Source organism: Mitsuaria sp. WAJ17 (genome assembly GCF_014174515.1).
GTDB lineage: Bacteria > Pseudomonadota > Gammaproteobacteria > Burkholderiales > Burkholderiaceae_C > Roseateles_B.
In genome coordinates this window covers 12,379-27,082 of the sequence record NZ_JACJUG010000034.1, presented here as the reverse complement: position 1 = coordinate 27,082, position 14,704 = coordinate 12,379, and the positions used below count along the sequence as shown (strand labels likewise).

17 protein-coding genes are annotated in these 14,704 nt (G+C 70.4%); 10 read left to right on the top strand and 7 right to left on the bottom strand.

Translation table 11 applies throughout. The features are described from left to right. Both H5407_RS20690 and H5407_RS20685 read right to left on the bottom strand, forming a co-directional pair. Nucleotides 1-1,158 carry a glycosyltransferase family 1 protein gene (locus H5407_RS20690; RefSeq protein ID WP_183106393.1) on the bottom strand — a complete coding sequence of 386 codons (1,158 nt, stop codon included), beginning with the start codon at nt 1,156-1,158 and terminating at the stop codon, nt 1-3. A gap of 72 nt (nt 1,159-1,230) precedes the next feature. Then, the gene (locus tag H5407_RS20685) at nt 1,231-2,229 is read right to left on the bottom strand and encodes an SDR family oxidoreductase (RefSeq protein ID WP_183106392.1); all 999 of its coding nucleotides are present in this window, start codon (nt 2,227-2,229) and stop codon (nt 1,231-1,233) included. A gap of 236 nt (nt 2,230-2,465) precedes the next feature. Here H5407_RS20685 and H5407_RS20680 point away from each other — a divergent pair, with 236 nt between their 5' ends. The 5 genes from H5407_RS20680 to H5407_RS20660 all read left to right on the top strand — a co-directional run bounded on the left by H5407_RS20680 (nt 2,466) and on the right by H5407_RS20660 (nt 5,816). Next, nucleotides 2,466-2,780 (top strand): hypothetical protein, encoded by a 315-nt coding sequence (locus tag H5407_RS20680; RefSeq protein ID WP_183106391.1) that lies wholly within the window; start codon nt 2,466-2,468, stop codon nt 2,778-2,780. Nucleotides 2,781-2,785: 5 nt separating this feature from the next. Next, a complete protein-coding gene (locus tag H5407_RS20675; protein ID WP_183106390.1) occupies nt 2,786-3,328 on the top strand; it encodes a hypothetical protein in 543 nt (180 codons plus the stop codon). 110 nt (nt 3,329-3,438) lie between these two features. Next, entirely contained in the window at nt 3,439-4,269 is an 831-nt protein-coding gene (locus H5407_RS20670; RefSeq protein WP_183106389.1) for a DUF4142 domain-containing protein, read from the top strand. Nucleotides 4,270-4,284: 15 nt separating this feature from the next. After that, a complete protein-coding gene (locus H5407_RS20665; protein ID WP_220800718.1) occupies nt 4,285-4,761 on the top strand; it encodes a CBS domain-containing protein in 477 nt (158 codons plus the stop codon). Nucleotides 4,762-4,958: 197 nt separating this feature from the next. Further along, entirely contained in the window at nt 4,959-5,816 is an 858-nt protein-coding gene (locus tag H5407_RS20660; protein ID WP_183106388.1) for a PRC-barrel domain-containing protein, read from the top strand. 117 nt (nt 5,817-5,933) lie between these two features. Here H5407_RS20660 and H5407_RS20655 read toward each other — a convergent pair whose 3' ends face one another. Further along, entirely contained in the window at nt 5,934-6,125 is a 192-nt protein-coding gene (locus tag H5407_RS20655) for a hypothetical protein (protein ID WP_183106387.1), read from the bottom strand. Nucleotides 6,126-6,275: 150 nt separating this feature from the next. On the opposite strand from H5407_RS20655, the gene H5407_RS20650 reads away from it, so the two are divergent. Then, nucleotides 6,276-6,632, top strand: a complete 357-nt coding sequence (locus tag H5407_RS20650; RefSeq protein ID WP_183106386.1) for a hypothetical protein — start codon at nt 6,276-6,278, stop codon at nt 6,630-6,632. Between the two features lie 22 nt (nt 6,633-6,654). Here the strand turns inward: H5407_RS20650 and rpoN are convergent, their stop codons facing one another. Further along, complete coding sequence (gene rpoN, locus H5407_RS20645; RefSeq protein WP_183106385.1) at nt 6,655-8,103, bottom strand: RNA polymerase factor sigma-54; 1,449 nt, start codon at nt 8,101-8,103, stop codon at nt 6,655-6,657. Between the two features lie 404 nt (nt 8,104-8,507). Between rpoN and H5407_RS20640 the strand changes: the two genes are divergently transcribed. The 4 genes from H5407_RS20640 to H5407_RS20625 all read left to right on the top strand — a co-directional run bounded on the left by H5407_RS20640 (nt 8,508) and on the right by H5407_RS20625 (nt 12,944). Beyond that, nucleotides 8,508-8,825: a BON domain-containing protein gene (locus tag H5407_RS20640; RefSeq protein ID WP_183106384.1), complete on the top strand. Its 318-nt coding sequence runs from the start codon at nt 8,508-8,510 to the stop codon at nt 8,823-8,825. A gap of 65 nt (nt 8,826-8,890) precedes the next feature. Then, a complete protein-coding gene (locus H5407_RS20635; RefSeq protein WP_183106383.1) occupies nt 8,891-9,994 on the top strand; it encodes an AI-2E family transporter in 1,104 nt (367 codons plus the stop codon). Nucleotides 9,995-10,031: 37 nt separating this feature from the next. Beyond that, nucleotides 10,032-12,374: an ATP-binding protein gene (locus H5407_RS20630; RefSeq protein WP_183106382.1), complete on the top strand. Its 2,343-nt coding sequence runs from the start codon at nt 10,032-10,034 to the stop codon at nt 12,372-12,374. Between the two features lie 108 nt (nt 12,375-12,482). Next, on the top strand, nt 12,483-12,944 hold the full coding sequence (locus tag H5407_RS20625; protein ID WP_183106381.1) for a PA2169 family four-helix-bundle protein: 462 nt from the start codon (nt 12,483-12,485) through the stop codon (nt 12,942-12,944). Between the two features lie 83 nt (nt 12,945-13,027). Here the strand turns inward: H5407_RS20625 and H5407_RS20620 are convergent, their stop codons facing one another. From H5407_RS20620 to H5407_RS20610, 3 genes are all read right to left on the bottom strand, one after another. Continuing rightward, nucleotides 13,028-13,528 carry a DUF421 domain-containing protein gene (locus tag H5407_RS20620; RefSeq protein WP_183106380.1) on the bottom strand — a complete coding sequence of 167 codons (501 nt, stop codon included), beginning with the start codon at nt 13,526-13,528 and terminating at the stop codon, nt 13,028-13,030. A 62-nt stretch (nt 13,529-13,590) separates the two neighbouring features. Next, the gene (locus tag H5407_RS20615) at nt 13,591-14,163 is read right to left on the bottom strand and encodes a hypothetical protein (protein WP_183106379.1); all 573 of its coding nucleotides are present in this window, start codon (nt 14,161-14,163) and stop codon (nt 13,591-13,593) included. Further along, nucleotides 14,160-14,702: a hypothetical protein gene (locus H5407_RS20610; protein WP_183106378.1), complete on the bottom strand. Its 543-nt coding sequence runs from the start codon at nt 14,700-14,702 to the stop codon at nt 14,160-14,162. Before H5407_RS20610 ends, H5407_RS20615 begins: the two co-directional genes overlap by 4 nt. Nucleotides 14,703-14,704 lie beyond the last annotated feature (2 nt).

The following is a 14,704-nucleotide window of genomic DNA, read 5'->3' as shown; positions in this document are numbered from 1 at the left end:
TCAGACCGCCGGCATCTGCAGCGGCGCGGCGAGCGGCCGCTCCTCGCAGAGCTGCTGCAGGGCGGCCTCGAAGCGGGCCTGCAGCTCAGGCAGGTGCTGCTGCAGCGCCGTCTGCCGAGCCTGCTGCCGCATCGTGTTGAAGGCCGCCGGCGGGGCGGCGAAGCGCAAGGCGCCGTCGAGGAAAGCGGTGTCGTCGCCCACGGTGACCAGATGGCCGTTGATGCGCGGCACGATCAGGTCCGCCGCAGCGGCTGTGTTGAAGGCCAGCACGGGCAGGCCCGAGGCCATGGCCTCCAGGGTCACGTTGCCGAAGGTGTCGGAGAGGCTGGGAAAGAGGAAGGCATCCGCGCTGGCGTAGGCTTGCGACAGCGCCTCGCCGCGCAGCACGCCCAGGAAGCGCGCGGCCGGGTAGCGCCGCTGCAGCCGTGCCCGCAATGGCCCGTCGCCCACGACCACCATGCGGCAATCCGGCCTGGCGCGGCTCAGCAGGGCATGCGCGCGCAGGGCCAGCTCCACGTTCTTCTCGGCCGCCAGGCGGCCCACGTACAGCAGGACCGGCCCCTTGTCCGCCTGCCACTGCGCACGCAGGGCCTCGCAGCGCCAGGCGGGCGAGAAGCGCTCGGCGTCCACGCCACGCCCCAGCAGCTGCAGCCTGCAAAAGCCGCGCGCCGCGAGCTGGCGATAGGCGGAGCGCGAGGGCACGAAAGTGCACTGGGTGCGATTGTGCAGCTGGCGCAGGCCGGCCTCGACCAGGGGCGCCAGCAGGCCCAGGCCGTAGTAGCGGCTGTACTGGTGGAAGTTGGTGCGGAAGTCCGAGCTCAGCGCCAGGCCCAGCTTGCGCCCGGCCTGCACCGCCGCCCAGGCCAGCGGCCCCGGGGTGGCGATGTGCACCAGCTCTGCCTGCTGCGCCTGAAGCCGCCGGACCAGGGCCGCCACGGAGGCCAGTCCGAAGCGCAGGTCCGGATAGACTGGGATGGGGCACCCCGTGCACAGCCACTCCTGCTCGCCGGCCGGCCCTGCACGCTCATGGCGCTGCGCCGGTCGCAGCAGATCGACCTCATGGCCACGCCCGCGCAGGTAGCTGACCACCCGCTCCACCCCCAGGGCGACACCATTGAGCTCGGGCGGATAGGTTTCGGTGACATAGGCGATGCGCACGGGACCTCCTTGAGACACGACTGGTGGGATCGATGGACCTCGCCCCCGGCAATCCACGCGCCTTCGCTGCCCTCAGAGGGCGCCCACGCTGCCTGTCACCGGCAGCACCACGCCCGTGATGTAGGAGGAACAGGCCGGCGAGGCCAGGAAGACATAGGCCGGAGACAGCTCCTCGGGCTGGGCCGGGCGCTTCCTGTCGCTCCTCTTGTCCAACTCGGGCACCTGCTCTGGCGGCGGCTCGGCCGGATTCAGCGGCGTCCAGACCGGGCCCGGCGCCACTGCGTTGACGCGGATGCCCTCGGACAGCAGGCCCTGCGCCAGGGCCTTGGTGAAGGCATGGACCGCGCCCTTGCTGGCCGAGTCGCCGATCAGCTTCTGATGGCCCCGAAGCCCGACGCAGGACCCGGTGTTGATGATGCTGGCACCCCGCTTCAGGTGGGGCAGTGCGGCCCGCGCCATCTGCAGGTAGCCGAAGACATTGGTACGGTAGGTGTGCTCCAGGCGCTCCTGGTCGATGTCCAGCAGCGAGTCCGCGTGCTTCTGGTAGGCGGCGTTGTTGACCAGCACATCGAGACGGCCCAGCTCAGCCACGCAGACGCGCACGGCGGACTCACAGAAGTCCGGGTCCAGCACGTCGCCGGCCACGACCAGGGCTCGCCGCCCCTCGGCCTCGACCAGGCCGGCGGTGTCGCGGGCGTCGTCAGGGGCGCTGAGGTGAACGAGGCACACATCGGCTCCCTCGCGCGCGAAGAGCACGGCCACGGCGCGGCCGATGCCGGAGTCACCGCCCGTGATCAGCGCGACCTGGCCCTGCAGCTTGCCGCTGCCCCGGTAGTGCTCGGCCATATAGCGGGCCGGCGGATGCAGCTGCGATTCGCTGCCGGACCCATACAGATGCTGCGGAGGCCGCTCGCCGGGCTGATCCGTGGGACCGGCCTGCACGGGCCCCTGCCCCCTGATGCGAGGCGCAAGCTGCGCATCGCGCCGCTGCGGCTGCTCCTGCGGAAGCGGTAGCCGGCCCGACGGGCTGGACACAGTGGGTGGGTCGAGATCGCGGGCGGCGTGACTCATGGTGGAACTCCTGACTGGCCTCGTGGATGCGGCCGGGTGCGCCGGCATGGGCGGCCTCGAACGGGCGCTCGGTCGAACGTTCCGACAGGGGCCCGCGGCGCATGGGCCTGACTGGGCGCAGGGGGCAAGGCGCGATCCGGGTCCGCCAGCGTCCAAAAAGCTCGCCAGCGGCCGGGCCGGGCCCGCCAATTGCAGGCGTTTGCCAGGGCCCTCTAGCGCGGCCCAAGGAGATGTCCATGCCTACTCTGCACGCCCATGCGCAGCGCGCCCTCCCCGTGCATGCCCACACCACGCCTCCAATTCCGCCCGAGCTGCCCCCCATGCCGCCGCCGCCTCACGGGCCGCAGCGCTCGCCGGACCCCCTGCCACCTGACATCCTGGAACCCGAACCCATCGAGATGCCAGCGGCCCTGGGCGAGCCCCCGCCCCTGCCGCCGCCGTTGGCCCTGCCCGCCCAAGCGCGCAGCCGCGCCCCGGCCCCGCCGCGCCCCTGCGCCCTGCTGCGGCACGATTTGCCGACAGCGCTGCGGCAAGCGCCCGGCGGAGCCTGACATTCATGCCGCAGCGAATACTGCAACGCGCCGCCGGGGGCGCCCTGCTGTCAGGCCTGCTGCTGGTCCTGCGCGGCAGGCACGATGACGGCGACGGCGCCGTCCCGCTCAACACCATCAGCCACTGGGTGTGGCCCGACAGCGCCTTCCATGCACGCGGCCTCAGCGTCCGCCATACGGCAACGGGGGCGTTGATCCACTTCGGGGCCTCCTGCTTCTGGAGTGTGATCTTCGAAGGCCGCCGACTGCTGCGGCCCGCGAGGGCGCCCGAGCCCTCGGTACGGGAGGTCTTGAGGGATGCCCTGGCACTGAGCGCCGCGGCGGCCTGGGTGGACCTGGCGCTGGTGCCGCCGGCCCTGAGCCCGGGCTTCGAGCGTCGGCTCAGCGGCAGCAGCCTCTGCCGGGTCTACCTGGCCTTTGCCGCCGGGCTCGCGCTGGGCGAACTGTGGCCCGCTGCCGCGCGACCGCAGCGCCCCGCCCGGCGCCTGTCGGGTCCTCACCCCAGTGCGCCCGCTGCGCCCCTGCTCGACGAGCAAAGGGCCGCGTGAAGCCCGCCGAGCGCCGCGCAAGCGCGGGCCGCTGCTCGTCGCTTGCGCACGCCGATTGCCCGGCAGCGGGAACCAGCTTCATGTGGAAAGCTGATGGAAGGAGCGAACCGATGAAGCGATCCTCTGGAACCCCTGCGCTGAGCCATCTGGTGCTCAGTTGGATGGCCGCCTTCGGCACTGCCGCCTGGGCCCTGGCCGGCACGGCCGACACGCCCAAGGAGTCCGGCACGCGGCCCCTCGCGGCCTCCGGCCCTCATTCCGACGGCGCTGACGCGGTGCTGCAGACCCGCCAGCGCAGCGCCGCTGCAAGCAAGACCTCCCGGAACGACAAGCACTTCCTCACCAGGGCCGCCGCTGCCGGGCGTGCCGAGGTCGAGATGGGCCGACTGGGGCAGCAGCGGGCCCAGAGCAGCGAGGTGAAGAGCTTCGCAGAGCGCATTGTCCAGGACCACGCCCGCGTCAACAGCGAGCTTCAGGCCCTGGGCAGCGCACGCGGCCTGTCCTGGCCGTACGAGGGCGGCCCAGCAGCTGGGACAACAAGCATGGGAACAGGCAGCACCGGCGCTAGCGCGGCCGCGGGGTCCGCCATGGCATCGGGCATGGCATCGGGCCCGCGGCCATCCGCAGGCACCGGCATGGGCATGGGTACCGGCATGGGCAGCTCAGGCGCCATGGACGCCTCGCCCATGAAGCTGTCCGCTGCGGCCCGGCACAGCATGGAGCGCCTGCAGGGCCTCAGCGGGGCCGACTTCGACCGCGAATTCATGAAGCAGATGGTGACGGACCACAAGACTGCGGTGGCGGACTTCCAGCGCGCCGCCGCCTCCGCCAGCGATCCGGAGCTCAAGACCTTCGCCCAAAGGACGCTGCCCGGCTTGCAGGAGCATCTGCAAATGGCGCGCAGCCTCGGCGAGCGCATGGCCAGCTCCGGCCGCCGCTAGCCCGCAGGAGGCCAAATGATGCGCAAGGTATCCGATGTGATGACGCGCGGGGTGCTCACCCTGACGCCCGAGGACAGCATGCTGCAGGCCGCGCAGGCCATGGAGACACTGGACGTGGGCGTCATCCCCGTCTGCGATGGCGAGCGCCTGGTGGGCCTGGTGACGGACCGCGACCTCGTGCTGCGCGGCCTGGCCCAGTGCTATCCGGCCGATACCACCCGGCTGGGCGGACTGATCACGCGCCAGGTGCAATGCTGCGGTGAGGACGACTCCCTGGACGAGGTGCTGCAGAGAATGGGCGAGGCCAGCATACGGCGTCTGCCCGTGCTGGATGGCAACCAGCGCCTGGTGGGCATGGTCACCCTGGGCGATGTGGCCGTCAGGTGCGGCGAGACCGAGGCCGACAAGACCGGGCAGGCCCTGTCCGAGATCTCCCAGCCCACCGGCAAGGCCCCACGCCGGGCAGCCCAGGGCAGGCATCACCGAGGCTAGCACGGGTAACACGGGGGGGCGGCGCGGCCGAGGATCCGTCGCGGCAGCTCGGGCCCTGAGCGCGCGATCAGGCGTGGGCAAGCGCGAGCCAGGGCGTTCCATAGCGGGCCTTGGTGGCCCAGTCGGGCATGGGGCTTGCCTGAATAGGCAGAGCGGCAGCAGGACTGCCGGTCAAGCCCTCAACTTCGGAGCCCTCCATGCATGACACGTTTCAACGAGCCCATCGCCGACCGAGCTACCGCCCCCTGTGGATCGCGACCCTGCTCGGCTTGGCCGCCCTGACAGCCCAAGCCCAGAGCACATCCCCTCCCAGCGGCACCCCTACCAACCGGCCGGCCGCCCAGGCGACATCGCGCGATGCGCGCGTCAGCCAGCTGATCGGCAAGGACGTGCGCAACCCACAGGGAGAGAAGCTCGGGGAAATCAATGACCTCATCGTTGATGTCAACAACGAGCTCATCCACTACGCGATCCTGTCCTTCGGCGGCTTCATGGGCCTGGGCGACAAGCTCTTCGCCTATCCCATCACCGTGTTCCGCCACTCGATGGACCGTGACGAGCTGGTGCTGGACATCGACAAGGAGCGCCTGCGCCGCGCCCCCGGCTTCGAGCGCAAGCACTGGCCGGACTGGACCTCGCCGGACTACAACAGCTCCTTGGAACGCCACTTCGGCCCTGGCGCCCGCCTCAACCCCAAGCCCAACGCGCACCTGCTGCGCGCCAGCCAGCTGATGGGCAAGAACGTCGATGACAGCAACGGCAAGAACGCCGGCGAGGTCCGGGACCTGGTGGTGTCCATGTCCACAGGCCAGCTGCGCTACGCCGTTCTGGAATTCGACCGTTCCTGGAACCTGAACGACCGGCTGCTGACGCTGCCGATGAAGTCCCTGCGCTTCCCCGCGGACCCCAAGGCCGACCTGGTGGTGCTGGCCCCGCGCGAGCAACTCGATGCCAAGCAGGGCTTTGAGAAGAAGCAGTGGCCCGATGTCAACGACCCCAACTACCGCCGCCAGGTGGATGCCACGCTGGATCGCATCAGCACGGCCACCCGCTGATCGATGAGGCGCTGGAAGCGTGGCCCGGGCGGACGCCCGGGCCTGAGATGACACGGAAAAGATGGGGCGACCACGGGTCGCCCCTTTCTGCGGACCACCCGGCCGGCAGCGCCGGACTCAGGGCACCGCGCTGGCCGAGGATGCCGGCGTCTGCGGCAGCGGGGCCGAGGCCTGCATGTCAGGCTGGGCGGAACGGCTGGGGTCGGGACCCGGCACGTCGTCGCGACGCTGGCAGGCAGACAGGCACAACAGGGCCGCAGCGCACAGCAGCGCGGCTTTCGTTCGGTGAATTGGGCGTGACAGCATCATCGCTAACTCCTTGGATGTGTGCATGGATGTCAGGCACCGCGACGCTCCAGGGCGTGACGGCATCTCCCGTGGTGAGCAAACCGTGTGCCCTGGGCGCACGCCTTGCCGGATGGACGGCAACCTGGCCGAGGCCAGCACAGAGGAGACGCAATGCGCAAGACCCGCCCCCCAGCCGATCGCCCGCGGCGCCCGGGCAAGGCCAGCGATTTGCTGGACCACGGCCCCATGGCGCCCGGCTCGCCACCGCCCGCGCCCCAGGAGGCGGACCTCGCCCTTCCCCATGAGCGAGAAGAGGCCACCGGCACCGCGTCCACCGCACTGGCGGGCCGCCGCACGGCCGGCGAGCGCCAGCGTGAGGTGATGCGACAGGCCGCCGCCGACCTCGCGCAGGGCCAGGTCGACACCGACCTGCATGCCAGCCCCGGCCTCGATGCCCAGCGGCGCCAGGAGCTTCTGGACGAGGCCGCGCGCCCGCCCGCTCGCAGCCCTGGCGGACGCCGGCGCTGAGCCCGCCGCCCCGCGCACCGGCTCAGGCATGCTGCCGGCGCCGCTCCACGGCGTCGATCTTGAGCATCTGCCGGTATTTGGTCACCGTGCGCCGCGCCACGACCAGGCCCTGGCGGGCCAGGAGCCGGGTGACGTCAGCATCGGACAGCGGGGTGCAGGGGTTCTCCGCCTCGATGATGTCCTTGATCAGCCCGCGGATGGCCGTGCCCGAGCAGGCGCTGCCATTGCTGCTGACGATGGCGCGCGAGAAGAAGTACTTCAGCTCGTAGACACCGCTGGGCGTGGCGAGGAATTTGTTGTTCGTCACCCGCGAGACGGTGGATTCGTGGATGCCCACCTCGTCGGCGATCTCCCTGAGGCCCAGGGGCTTCATCGCCATGGCACCGAACTCCAGGAAGTGGCGCTGCCGCCGCACGATGGCCGCAGCCACGTCAAGGATGGTGGCGAAGCGCTGGTCGATATTGCGCAGCGTCCAACGCGCTTCCTGCAGGTGGCTGGCCATCTCGCTGTCGCCCTTGCGGCGGTGGCGCTGGAACAGCTCGGCGTAGACCTGGTTCATGCGCACCCGCGGGATGACGGCCGGGTTGAGCTGCACGCGCCACTGGCTGCCCACCTTCGTCGTCAACACGTCGGGAACGATGTAGGCGGCCTGCGAGTTGCTGAAGCGCCAGCCCGGCCGGGGATCCAGCCGGCGCAGGCGCAGGCAAACGGCCTCTGCCTCGGCCGGCGTCACGCCCAGGCGCTCGGCCAGGGCCGGCATGTCGCGCGTGGCCAGCAGCTCGATGTGCTCGCGCACGATGCACTCCGCCAGGCCGCGGGTCCGCTCGCAGTCAATGCCCGGCAGCTGCAGGCACAGGCTCTCGGCCACCGTCCGGGCGCCAACGCCGGGCGGATCCAGGGCCTGCACGCGCTTCAGGGCGATCTGCATCTCGTCCATGTCCGCCTCCGGGTCAAGGCCGCTCAGCGGGGCCAGTTCCTCTAGGGGCGTGCGCAGATAGCCGTCCTCGTCCACCGATTCCGCCACGATGCAGGCCAGCACATGGTCACGCTCGGGCAGCGTCAGCACATTGAGCTGGCTGCGCAGGTGCTCGTGCAGGCTGTGCGGCACGGGCGTCAGGTCCAGGGCGCCGAATTCGCCGTCATCAGAGCGGCTACCGCCGGAACCGCTGTCGGCATTCCAGATCTCCCGGTCGTCCGGCAGATCGGACCCGGCGGGCTCCGCGGGCAGGGGTGCATCGACCAGCTCCGCCGGGGCCGGCTCAGCGGCGGGCGCCGGCCCCGCCGGCATCTCGCCTTCCTCGGCGCCGTCTCCGCCCTCGGCGGTTTCCAGGAAGGGATTGCGTCCCAGCATGTCGTGCACCATGGCGCTGAAGTCCAGCGAGGACATCTGCAGCAGCCGCACGGCATGCTGCAGCCGTGGCGACAGGGTCTGCGCCTGTCGTTGCGAAGTTCGGAGTTCGGTAAAGATCAATTGCTCACTCCCATGACATGAATGAATGGAGGGTCGCAAGGCAGCTCGCAACTTGCGTGCCGGAGCCCATGCCGTCGCGCCTCAAGCTCGGCCCGGGACGCGCGCTTGCCAGCAGGTCGAACGGGCGGCGCACCGCGTATTCATGGGCAAATCACGGTCATGGCGGAACAAGCAAGACGGTCCGCGGGCAGGATGTAAGCAGCCGTACAGCAGCTCCGAAGGGCCGCGACACAGGGCGATCTGCGCCCGCAGAACGGGGCGTCCGGTGCTTGCGCGGCAAGTCTTGCCGCAATTCCTTCGGGCCCGCGCGCAGTGCCGCCGCCACCGCCCCGCAGGGCAGGCGCGGCGATTGCCGACGCCGACTGCGGCATCGTCCGCAGATCCCATCACTTCGGAGCAAGCACATGAAGCCTGTCCTCTTTGCCGCAGCCCTGGCCCTCTCCTTCGCAGGGTTGCAGGGTTGTGCCGTCACGAGCGGTCAAAGCTCCGTCGGCCAGTATGTGGACGACGCCACCATCACCACACGTGTCAAGGCACGCATGGCTGAAGACCCCACGGTCGCCGCCCTGCGGATCAATGTCGAGACCCTCAAAGGCACCGTGCAGCTCTCGGGCTTCTCCACCAGCCAGGGAGAGAAGGAACGCGCCGGCTCCATTGCAGCCGCCGTGCCCGATGTGAAGAGCGTGCGCAACAACATCGTCGTCAGCACGCCGCAGAAGTAGGCCGGCATGCCGGCATGCAGCAGGAAGCCAGGGTGCCCGTGGAACGACTGACGTCCTGGATCGTCATGCGCAATGCATGGGCGATACGGGGCCTGTTCTTCATCGCCCTGCTCTTCCTGCTGCAAGAGGCTCGACCCGTGCTGGTGCCGGTGGTGATCGCGCTGATGCTGGCCTTCGTGCTGACGCCCGTGGTTCGGCGGCTGCGACGGCATGGCATCCCCGAGGCTCTGGGCGCCGCGCTGCTGGTGGGCGCCCTGCTGGGCACCGGCGGCACGGTGGCGGCCCTGCTGGCCGAGCCTGCGGCCCAGTGGTGGGAACGCGCGCCGCGTACACTGGCGATCGTGCTCTCGCGCGTCGATCGCTGGCGCGGCGAGTTTCTCGGCCAGCGCAGCGGCAGCGGCCGTACCGCCAGCACCCAGGAAGCCTCGGACCCCGTCAAGGCCAGGTTGGCCAGCGAGGGCGTTGCGCTCACGGGCTCGCTCCTCACGGAAGGGGCGCGCTTCACCCTCTCGGCGGCGTCCATGGTGATCCTGCTCTACTTTCTGCTGGCCTCCGAGCACTGGCTGCTGTCACGCTGCATCGAGGTCCTGCCGGAAAAACCCCGCCTGCGTGCCCTGGTGCTGGGCGGGCTGCGGGCCCTGCAGCGCGACCTCTCGCGTTATGTGCTGACCCTCAGCCTGATCAATCTCGGCGTGGGCCTGGCCACGGCCCTGGCCATGGGCGCGCTGGCGCTGCCCAACCCAGGCCTGTGGGGCGTCGCCGCAGCGCTGTTGAACTTCATTCCCTACATCGGCCCCTGGGGGACCGCCGCCGCGCTGGCCCTGGCGGGTGCCATGACCGATGCGCAGGGCCTGCAGCAGCTGCTGCCCGCGGGCGCCTTCCTGTCCATCCATGCCATCGAGAGCAATCTCCTGAGCCCCTGGCTGATCGGCAGCCGGTTGGCCATCAATCCACTCTCGATCTTCCTGTCCGTGCTGTTGTGGGCCTGGCTGTGGGGGCTGGCGGGCGCCCTGATTGCCGTGCCGCTGCTGATCAGCCTTCGCTGCATCTGCCGCCGCAACCGTAAACTGCGTGTCATTGCACTCTATCTCTCGGCAAGCAACCGGCCTTGTGCAAGCCTTCGAAGCCTGCTGGGACCCCGACGGTCCTCGCCCGCAGTCCCGGGCTGACGAGGAGCGGTGTCCGCCGTGTTGGATGTGTCGACCCATGCTGGAACGCAATGAAGTGGAGCACTCGGTAGACGCCCGCGCCTCCACGGGCTGGCAGCGCCTGCGGCAACGGGTGGCGAAAGCCGGCGAGCGTGCAGCGCGCCTGAGCCTGTCCGTGCGCACGCGCCTGGTCCTGCTGGTGCTGGCCGTGGTGCTGCCTGGGGCACTGGCCGCCCTGTGGGCCGCCTGGCGGGCCGAGGAGGAGCGCCTGGTGCGCCACCTGCGCGACGACACCCGGGCCCTGTCCATGGTGGTGGACCGCGAGCTGGCCCAGCGCGCGGCCATCGCCCGCGTGCTCGCCCTTGCACGCACCCTGGACCAACTGCCCGACATCGAGCCCGCCCAACTGCAGCTGCTGGAAACCCAGGCCCGGCGGGCCATGCAGGGGCTGGACGGATGGGTGGTACTGAGCACGCAGGACGAGATCCTCTTCAGCACCCGGCTCCCGCCCTCGACGGCCGAGGACCCCGCCTCCTCGCGCCGGCCGCGAGGCCCCGGCGCGACGCCGCTGGCCAACCGGCCCATGGTGGGGTCGCTGGAGGCTGACCGCGACGGCGGCCCGCCCCATGCCTCCCTGCTGCAGCCGGTGGAGCGGCGCGGGCGTGTGCTGGCGAACCTGGAGGTGACCATCCTGCCGCTGGAGTTGCAGCGCCTGATCAACCACCAGGACCTGCCCCAGGACTGGACCGCCGCCGTGCTGGACGGAAGGGGCCGCGTGGTGGCCAGCTCAGCCAGTTCGGCAGGCGGTCCCACCCTCACCGAGCCGTCGGCCTGGCCGGCCCTGGCTGCCCTGATGCAGGCCCATGACGAGGCCCTGTTGCTGGGCGTCAACCCCAGTGGCCAATCGGTGCTGGTCTACTTCAGTACCTCCTCGCAGGGCTGGAGCTTCATCATCAGCACCCCCCGGGAGCGTCTGGCCGGCGGCCAGTTGCAGGTCCTGCTGCCGGTGCTGCTGGGGACCCTGATGCTGCTGGCGCTGGGCCTGGCCGGTGCGCTGTGGCTGAGCCGGCGCATCGCCCAGCCGCTGGACGAGCTGACCTCCATGGCCCACTCCCTGCAGACGGGCGGGCCGCTGCGCTCGCAGCCCACGGGCATCCAGGAGTGGGACTATGTATCGCGCGCCCTGGTCAATGCCAGCGAGGCCATGCGGCGCTCCCGCTGCGAACTGGAGCAGCGGGTCAACGAAGCCGTCGAGCGCACGCGCGAGACCGAGCAGCTCAGCTCACGCAGCCAGCGCATCGCCGCCCTGGGGCGGCTGACCGGCGGCGTCGCTCATGACTTCAACAACCTGCTGGGCGTGATCAGCAACAGCGCCCATCTGATCCAGCGCCATGTGCACACCGAGGCCCTGCAGGTGCCCCTGGGCGCCATCCGGCGCTCGGTGGAGGTCGGCAGCCGCCTGACCCAGCACCTGCTGCGTTTCGCGGGCCAGCAGGCCGTGCATCCTCAGGCCCTGGACCTGGCCAGCACACTCAAGGATCTGGAAGTGCTGCTGAGCACAGTGCTGGCCAAGCGCGTAGGCTTGGTCATGGACCTACAGCCCGGCGTACGCCCGGTGACGGTGGACCCGGCCGAGCTGGAGCTCGCCCTGATCAACATCGCCCTGAACACGCGCGATGCCTTGAACGGCTCGGGGCAGGTGCAGTTCAGCCTGCGCAATGCCCGAGAGGATGAGTTGGCCGGACTCTCGCCGGGCGACTATGTGCTGATCGAAGTGGCGGACAATGGCCCGGGCATCCCGCCCGACATCCTGCCCCGCGTCTTCGAGCCCTTCTTCACCAGCAAGCCCGTGGGTCGCGGGACCGGCCTGGGTCTGAGCCAGGTGCTGGGCTTCTGCGTGCAGGCCGGCGGCACGGCGCGCATCCACTGCCCGCCGCAGGGCGGCACCGTCGTCAGCCTGCTGCTGCCGGCCAGCCGGACGCATGCGGCAGCGCAAGCCGGGGCCGAGATGGGCGCCGGGAACAGCCTGGCGGGCGTGCGGGTGATGCTGGTCGAGGACAACGAGGAACTCAGCCGCGTCACGGCCACGCTGCTGCGCTCCTTTTCCTGCAAGGTGCTGTGTGTTTACGACGCAGACGAAGCCCTGCGGCGTTTCGGCACCGGTGCGGGCATCGACGTCGTGCTGTCCGACGTGATGATGCCCGGCCGGATGGACGGCCTCACGCTGGTCAGGGCGTTGCGTGCCATGCGGCCGGAGCTGCCGGCCGTGCTGATCAGCGGCTACAGCGAGTCCGTCACCGACGACCCCACCTTGGTCGTGCTGCGCAAGCCCTGCTCCCCCGCCCAGTTGCTGGATGCGCTGCGCCGTTCCATCGCCAGGCCCCAGCAGGCCCAGGACTGAGCCCGCGCCTCGCCAGGGCCAGGAAAGAGGCGCGGGCACATGGCTTGCTGCCTCCCTGAGAGCGTCGGCATCCGTCGGCGCCGAGTTCCAACTTTCGGAGGCGCAGCCATGAAAACGGACCATGTCATCGACACGCTCAACAAGCTGATCGAAACCTGTAAGGACGGCGAATACGGCTTCACCGCCTGTGCCGAGCATGTGCGCAGTGCCAGCGTGCGTCAGGTCTTCGCGGCGCGGGCGCTGGAATGCCGCGAGGCCGCCCTGGAGCTGCAGCAGCTGGTGCGGCAGTACGGGGGCAAGGCGGAGGATGAAGGCAGCGTCAGCGGCGCCATGCATCGCGGCTGGGTGAGCGTCAAGGGCACCCTGGCCGGTTACAGCGACGTGGCCATGCTGGAGGAATGCGAACGCGGTGAAGATGCCGCCGTGGACCGCTACCGCAAGGCCCTGCAGCAAAACCTGCCTGCGGACGCGCTGCTTGTGGTGCAGCGCCAGATGCACGGCGTGCAACGCAATCACGAGCAAATCCATCGCCTGCGCGACGAGGCCCGGGCCAGCGAGCACAAGGCCTGACGCTGACAGGACCTCAATGGACCTGCGCGATCCTGAACGAGGCTGCGCCAGCTCCTTCTTCCTCACCCCGCGCGGCGTGCGGCTCAACCGCGCGGGACTATGGTGATGGAGCCATCGCTCTCCATCCAAGCACAAGCCACCTGTTCGAGCCGGGTGAGGCCTTCGCGGTGGAGCGCCCCCATCAGTTCGTCCCTCGTGATCAGCTCGCGCCGCAGGTTTGCCTGAAGCACTTGGCCATCGCGCACCAGCAGCGTGGCGGGCGCCTGCAGGAAGCGGCGCAGCAGTGCGCTGCGGTAGCCAGCCCAGTCGATCACCCAGTTCCAGCTCGTGATCGTGCCCGCCAGCACCACGCCGTCGCCAATGGAGCGGTACTCGCCGGCCATGGCGTTCTGCGAAGCATCGGCGATCAGCACCACCAGGAGCACGTCGGCCAGTCCGATGCTGCCGGCGTCACGCCGCAGCACGAAACGGAACATCAGGAAAAGCAGCCAGTAGATGACCGTCCCGCGCAGCGCCAGCTCCAGTGGGTGCAGGGAGAATGCGAAGACGCCCGACCAGTCGGGCAGCGGTGGCAGTGCATTCATCATTGCTTCCTGGGCAAGACCTGCCCCCCATCGGCAAAGGCGACGCTGGACCCGGTCCCGCCCTACTCACGCGATGGCGCGGTGCCGGGCCGTGTGTCCTCGGGCGCAGCTGCCGCCGCAGCAGAGCCCGGCCGTCCTGCAGATGCCGGGTCGTGAGGCCGGTCGCCCCCCCGAGGGGACGGCTTCTTCAGCACGCCGCCCAGCAGGGCCAACATCAGGGCCTCGGCCGCCTCCAGCACCGTGGGCCGCAACCACTGATGCACCATGGGCTTGAGCTGGCTGCGCAGCCAAGGCCCCGCCAGAGCCAGGACGCTGGCTAAGGCGCCGGCGCCACGGTGGGCATGGGCTTCGCCACGATACGCGCCGCCCGGCGCCCGTCCCCCGGTTCCCCGGCCACGCCCGCCACGCTGCCACAGAAGGCCCAGCAGGAAGCCGCCCGCAGCACCCAGGGCCAGCGGCCACAGCCAGGCACGCGGCGCCAGCAGTTGGCCCACCCCATGCTCGACCTCGTTCCACGAACCGAGCAGGGCACGCCGCCGTTGCAGCATGCGCAGCTCGACCTCCAGGATTTGCTGCTCCAGTGCAGTATCCGGCGACGGCGTGCGGGACAAGGGAGGATCGGGAGGGCTGCTCATGGCCGTCCCCCATCCGTGCCCGTGGGCGGGGGTCCCGCCGCAGGGGCGGGTGGCGCGCCAGCAGGGCTGCGGCGGGCCGCCGGCTCGGGGGCCGACCGCTCCTCACCGAGGCTGCCCAGGCCCATCTGACGTCTCAGGGCCGGCAACGCGAACATGGGCCGCAGCAGGCGCGCCTGCGACAGGCACACGGCCAACACACCGACATTGCCCAGCACCACGATGGCGCAGGCCAGGGGCCACATCATGCCGGCATCCGTCAACACCACGGCCAGGCCGATCCAGAAGAAGAGCCAGGCGGTGAGCAGGGCGGAGGCGCCCAGCAACAGCAACCACAGCAGGCGCTCGAACAAGCGCAGGCCGCGCTGCAATTCGAGCGACAGCAGCTCCAGCCCGTCGCCCAGCAGGCCCACGAAGCTGAGCACCAGGGTCTGAACCCCGCCCAGCCAGCCGGAAGGCGGGCCATCGTCGGGACCGCTGTCGCGGCTGTCCTGGCTATCACGGCTCTCGCGCGACGGGTCGGACCCGGCGCCCGGTGGCATGG

Excerpts from the sequence above, each read along its gene's own strand:
- H5407_RS20660 (WP_183106388.1), top strand. The coding sequence starts at position 4,959 with ATGCATGACACGTTTCAACGAGCCCATCGCCGACCGAGCTACCGCCCC.
- H5407_RS20630 (WP_183106382.1), top strand. The coding sequence starts at position 10,032 with ATGCTGGAACGCAATGAAGTGGAGCACTCGGTAGACGCCCGCGCCTCC.
- H5407_RS20655 (WP_183106387.1), bottom strand. The coding sequence starts at position 6,125 with ATGATGCTGTCACGCCCAATTCACCGAACGAAAGCCGCGCTGCTGTGC.
- H5407_RS20610 (WP_183106378.1), bottom strand. The coding sequence starts at position 14,702 with ATGCCACCGGGCGCCGGGTCCGACCCGTCGCGCGAGAGCCGTGATAGC.
- H5407_RS20650 (WP_183106386.1), top strand. The coding sequence starts at position 6,276 with ATGCGCAAGACCCGCCCCCCAGCCGATCGCCCGCGGCGCCCGGGCAAG.
- H5407_RS20670 (WP_183106389.1), top strand. The coding sequence starts at position 3,439 with ATGAAGCGATCCTCTGGAACCCCTGCGCTGAGCCATCTGGTGCTCAGT.
- H5407_RS20685 (WP_183106392.1), bottom strand. The coding sequence starts at position 2,229 with ATGAGTCACGCCGCCCGCGATCTCGACCCACCCACTGTGTCCAGCCCG.
- H5407_RS20625 (WP_183106381.1), top strand. The coding sequence starts at position 12,483 with ATGAAAACGGACCATGTCATCGACACGCTCAACAAGCTGATCGAAACC.
- H5407_RS20635 (WP_183106383.1), top strand. The coding sequence starts at position 8,891 with ATGCGCAATGCATGGGCGATACGGGGCCTGTTCTTCATCGCCCTGCTC.
- H5407_RS20675 (WP_183106390.1), top strand. The coding sequence starts at position 2,786 with ATGCCGCAGCGAATACTGCAACGCGCCGCCGGGGGCGCCCTGCTGTCA.
- H5407_RS20615 (WP_183106379.1), bottom strand. The coding sequence starts at position 14,163 with ATGAGCAGCCCTCCCGATCCTCCCTTGTCCCGCACGCCGTCGCCGGAT.
- H5407_RS20640 (WP_183106384.1), top strand. The coding sequence starts at position 8,508 with ATGAAGCCTGTCCTCTTTGCCGCAGCCCTGGCCCTCTCCTTCGCAGGG.
- H5407_RS20680 (WP_183106391.1), top strand. The coding sequence starts at position 2,466 with ATGCCTACTCTGCACGCCCATGCGCAGCGCGCCCTCCCCGTGCATGCC.
- H5407_RS20665 (WP_220800718.1), top strand. The coding sequence starts at position 4,285 with ATGATGCGCAAGGTATCCGATGTGATGACGCGCGGGGTGCTCACCCTG.
- H5407_RS20620 (WP_183106380.1), bottom strand. The coding sequence starts at position 13,528 with ATGAATGCACTGCCACCGCTGCCCGACTGGTCGGGCGTCTTCGCATTC.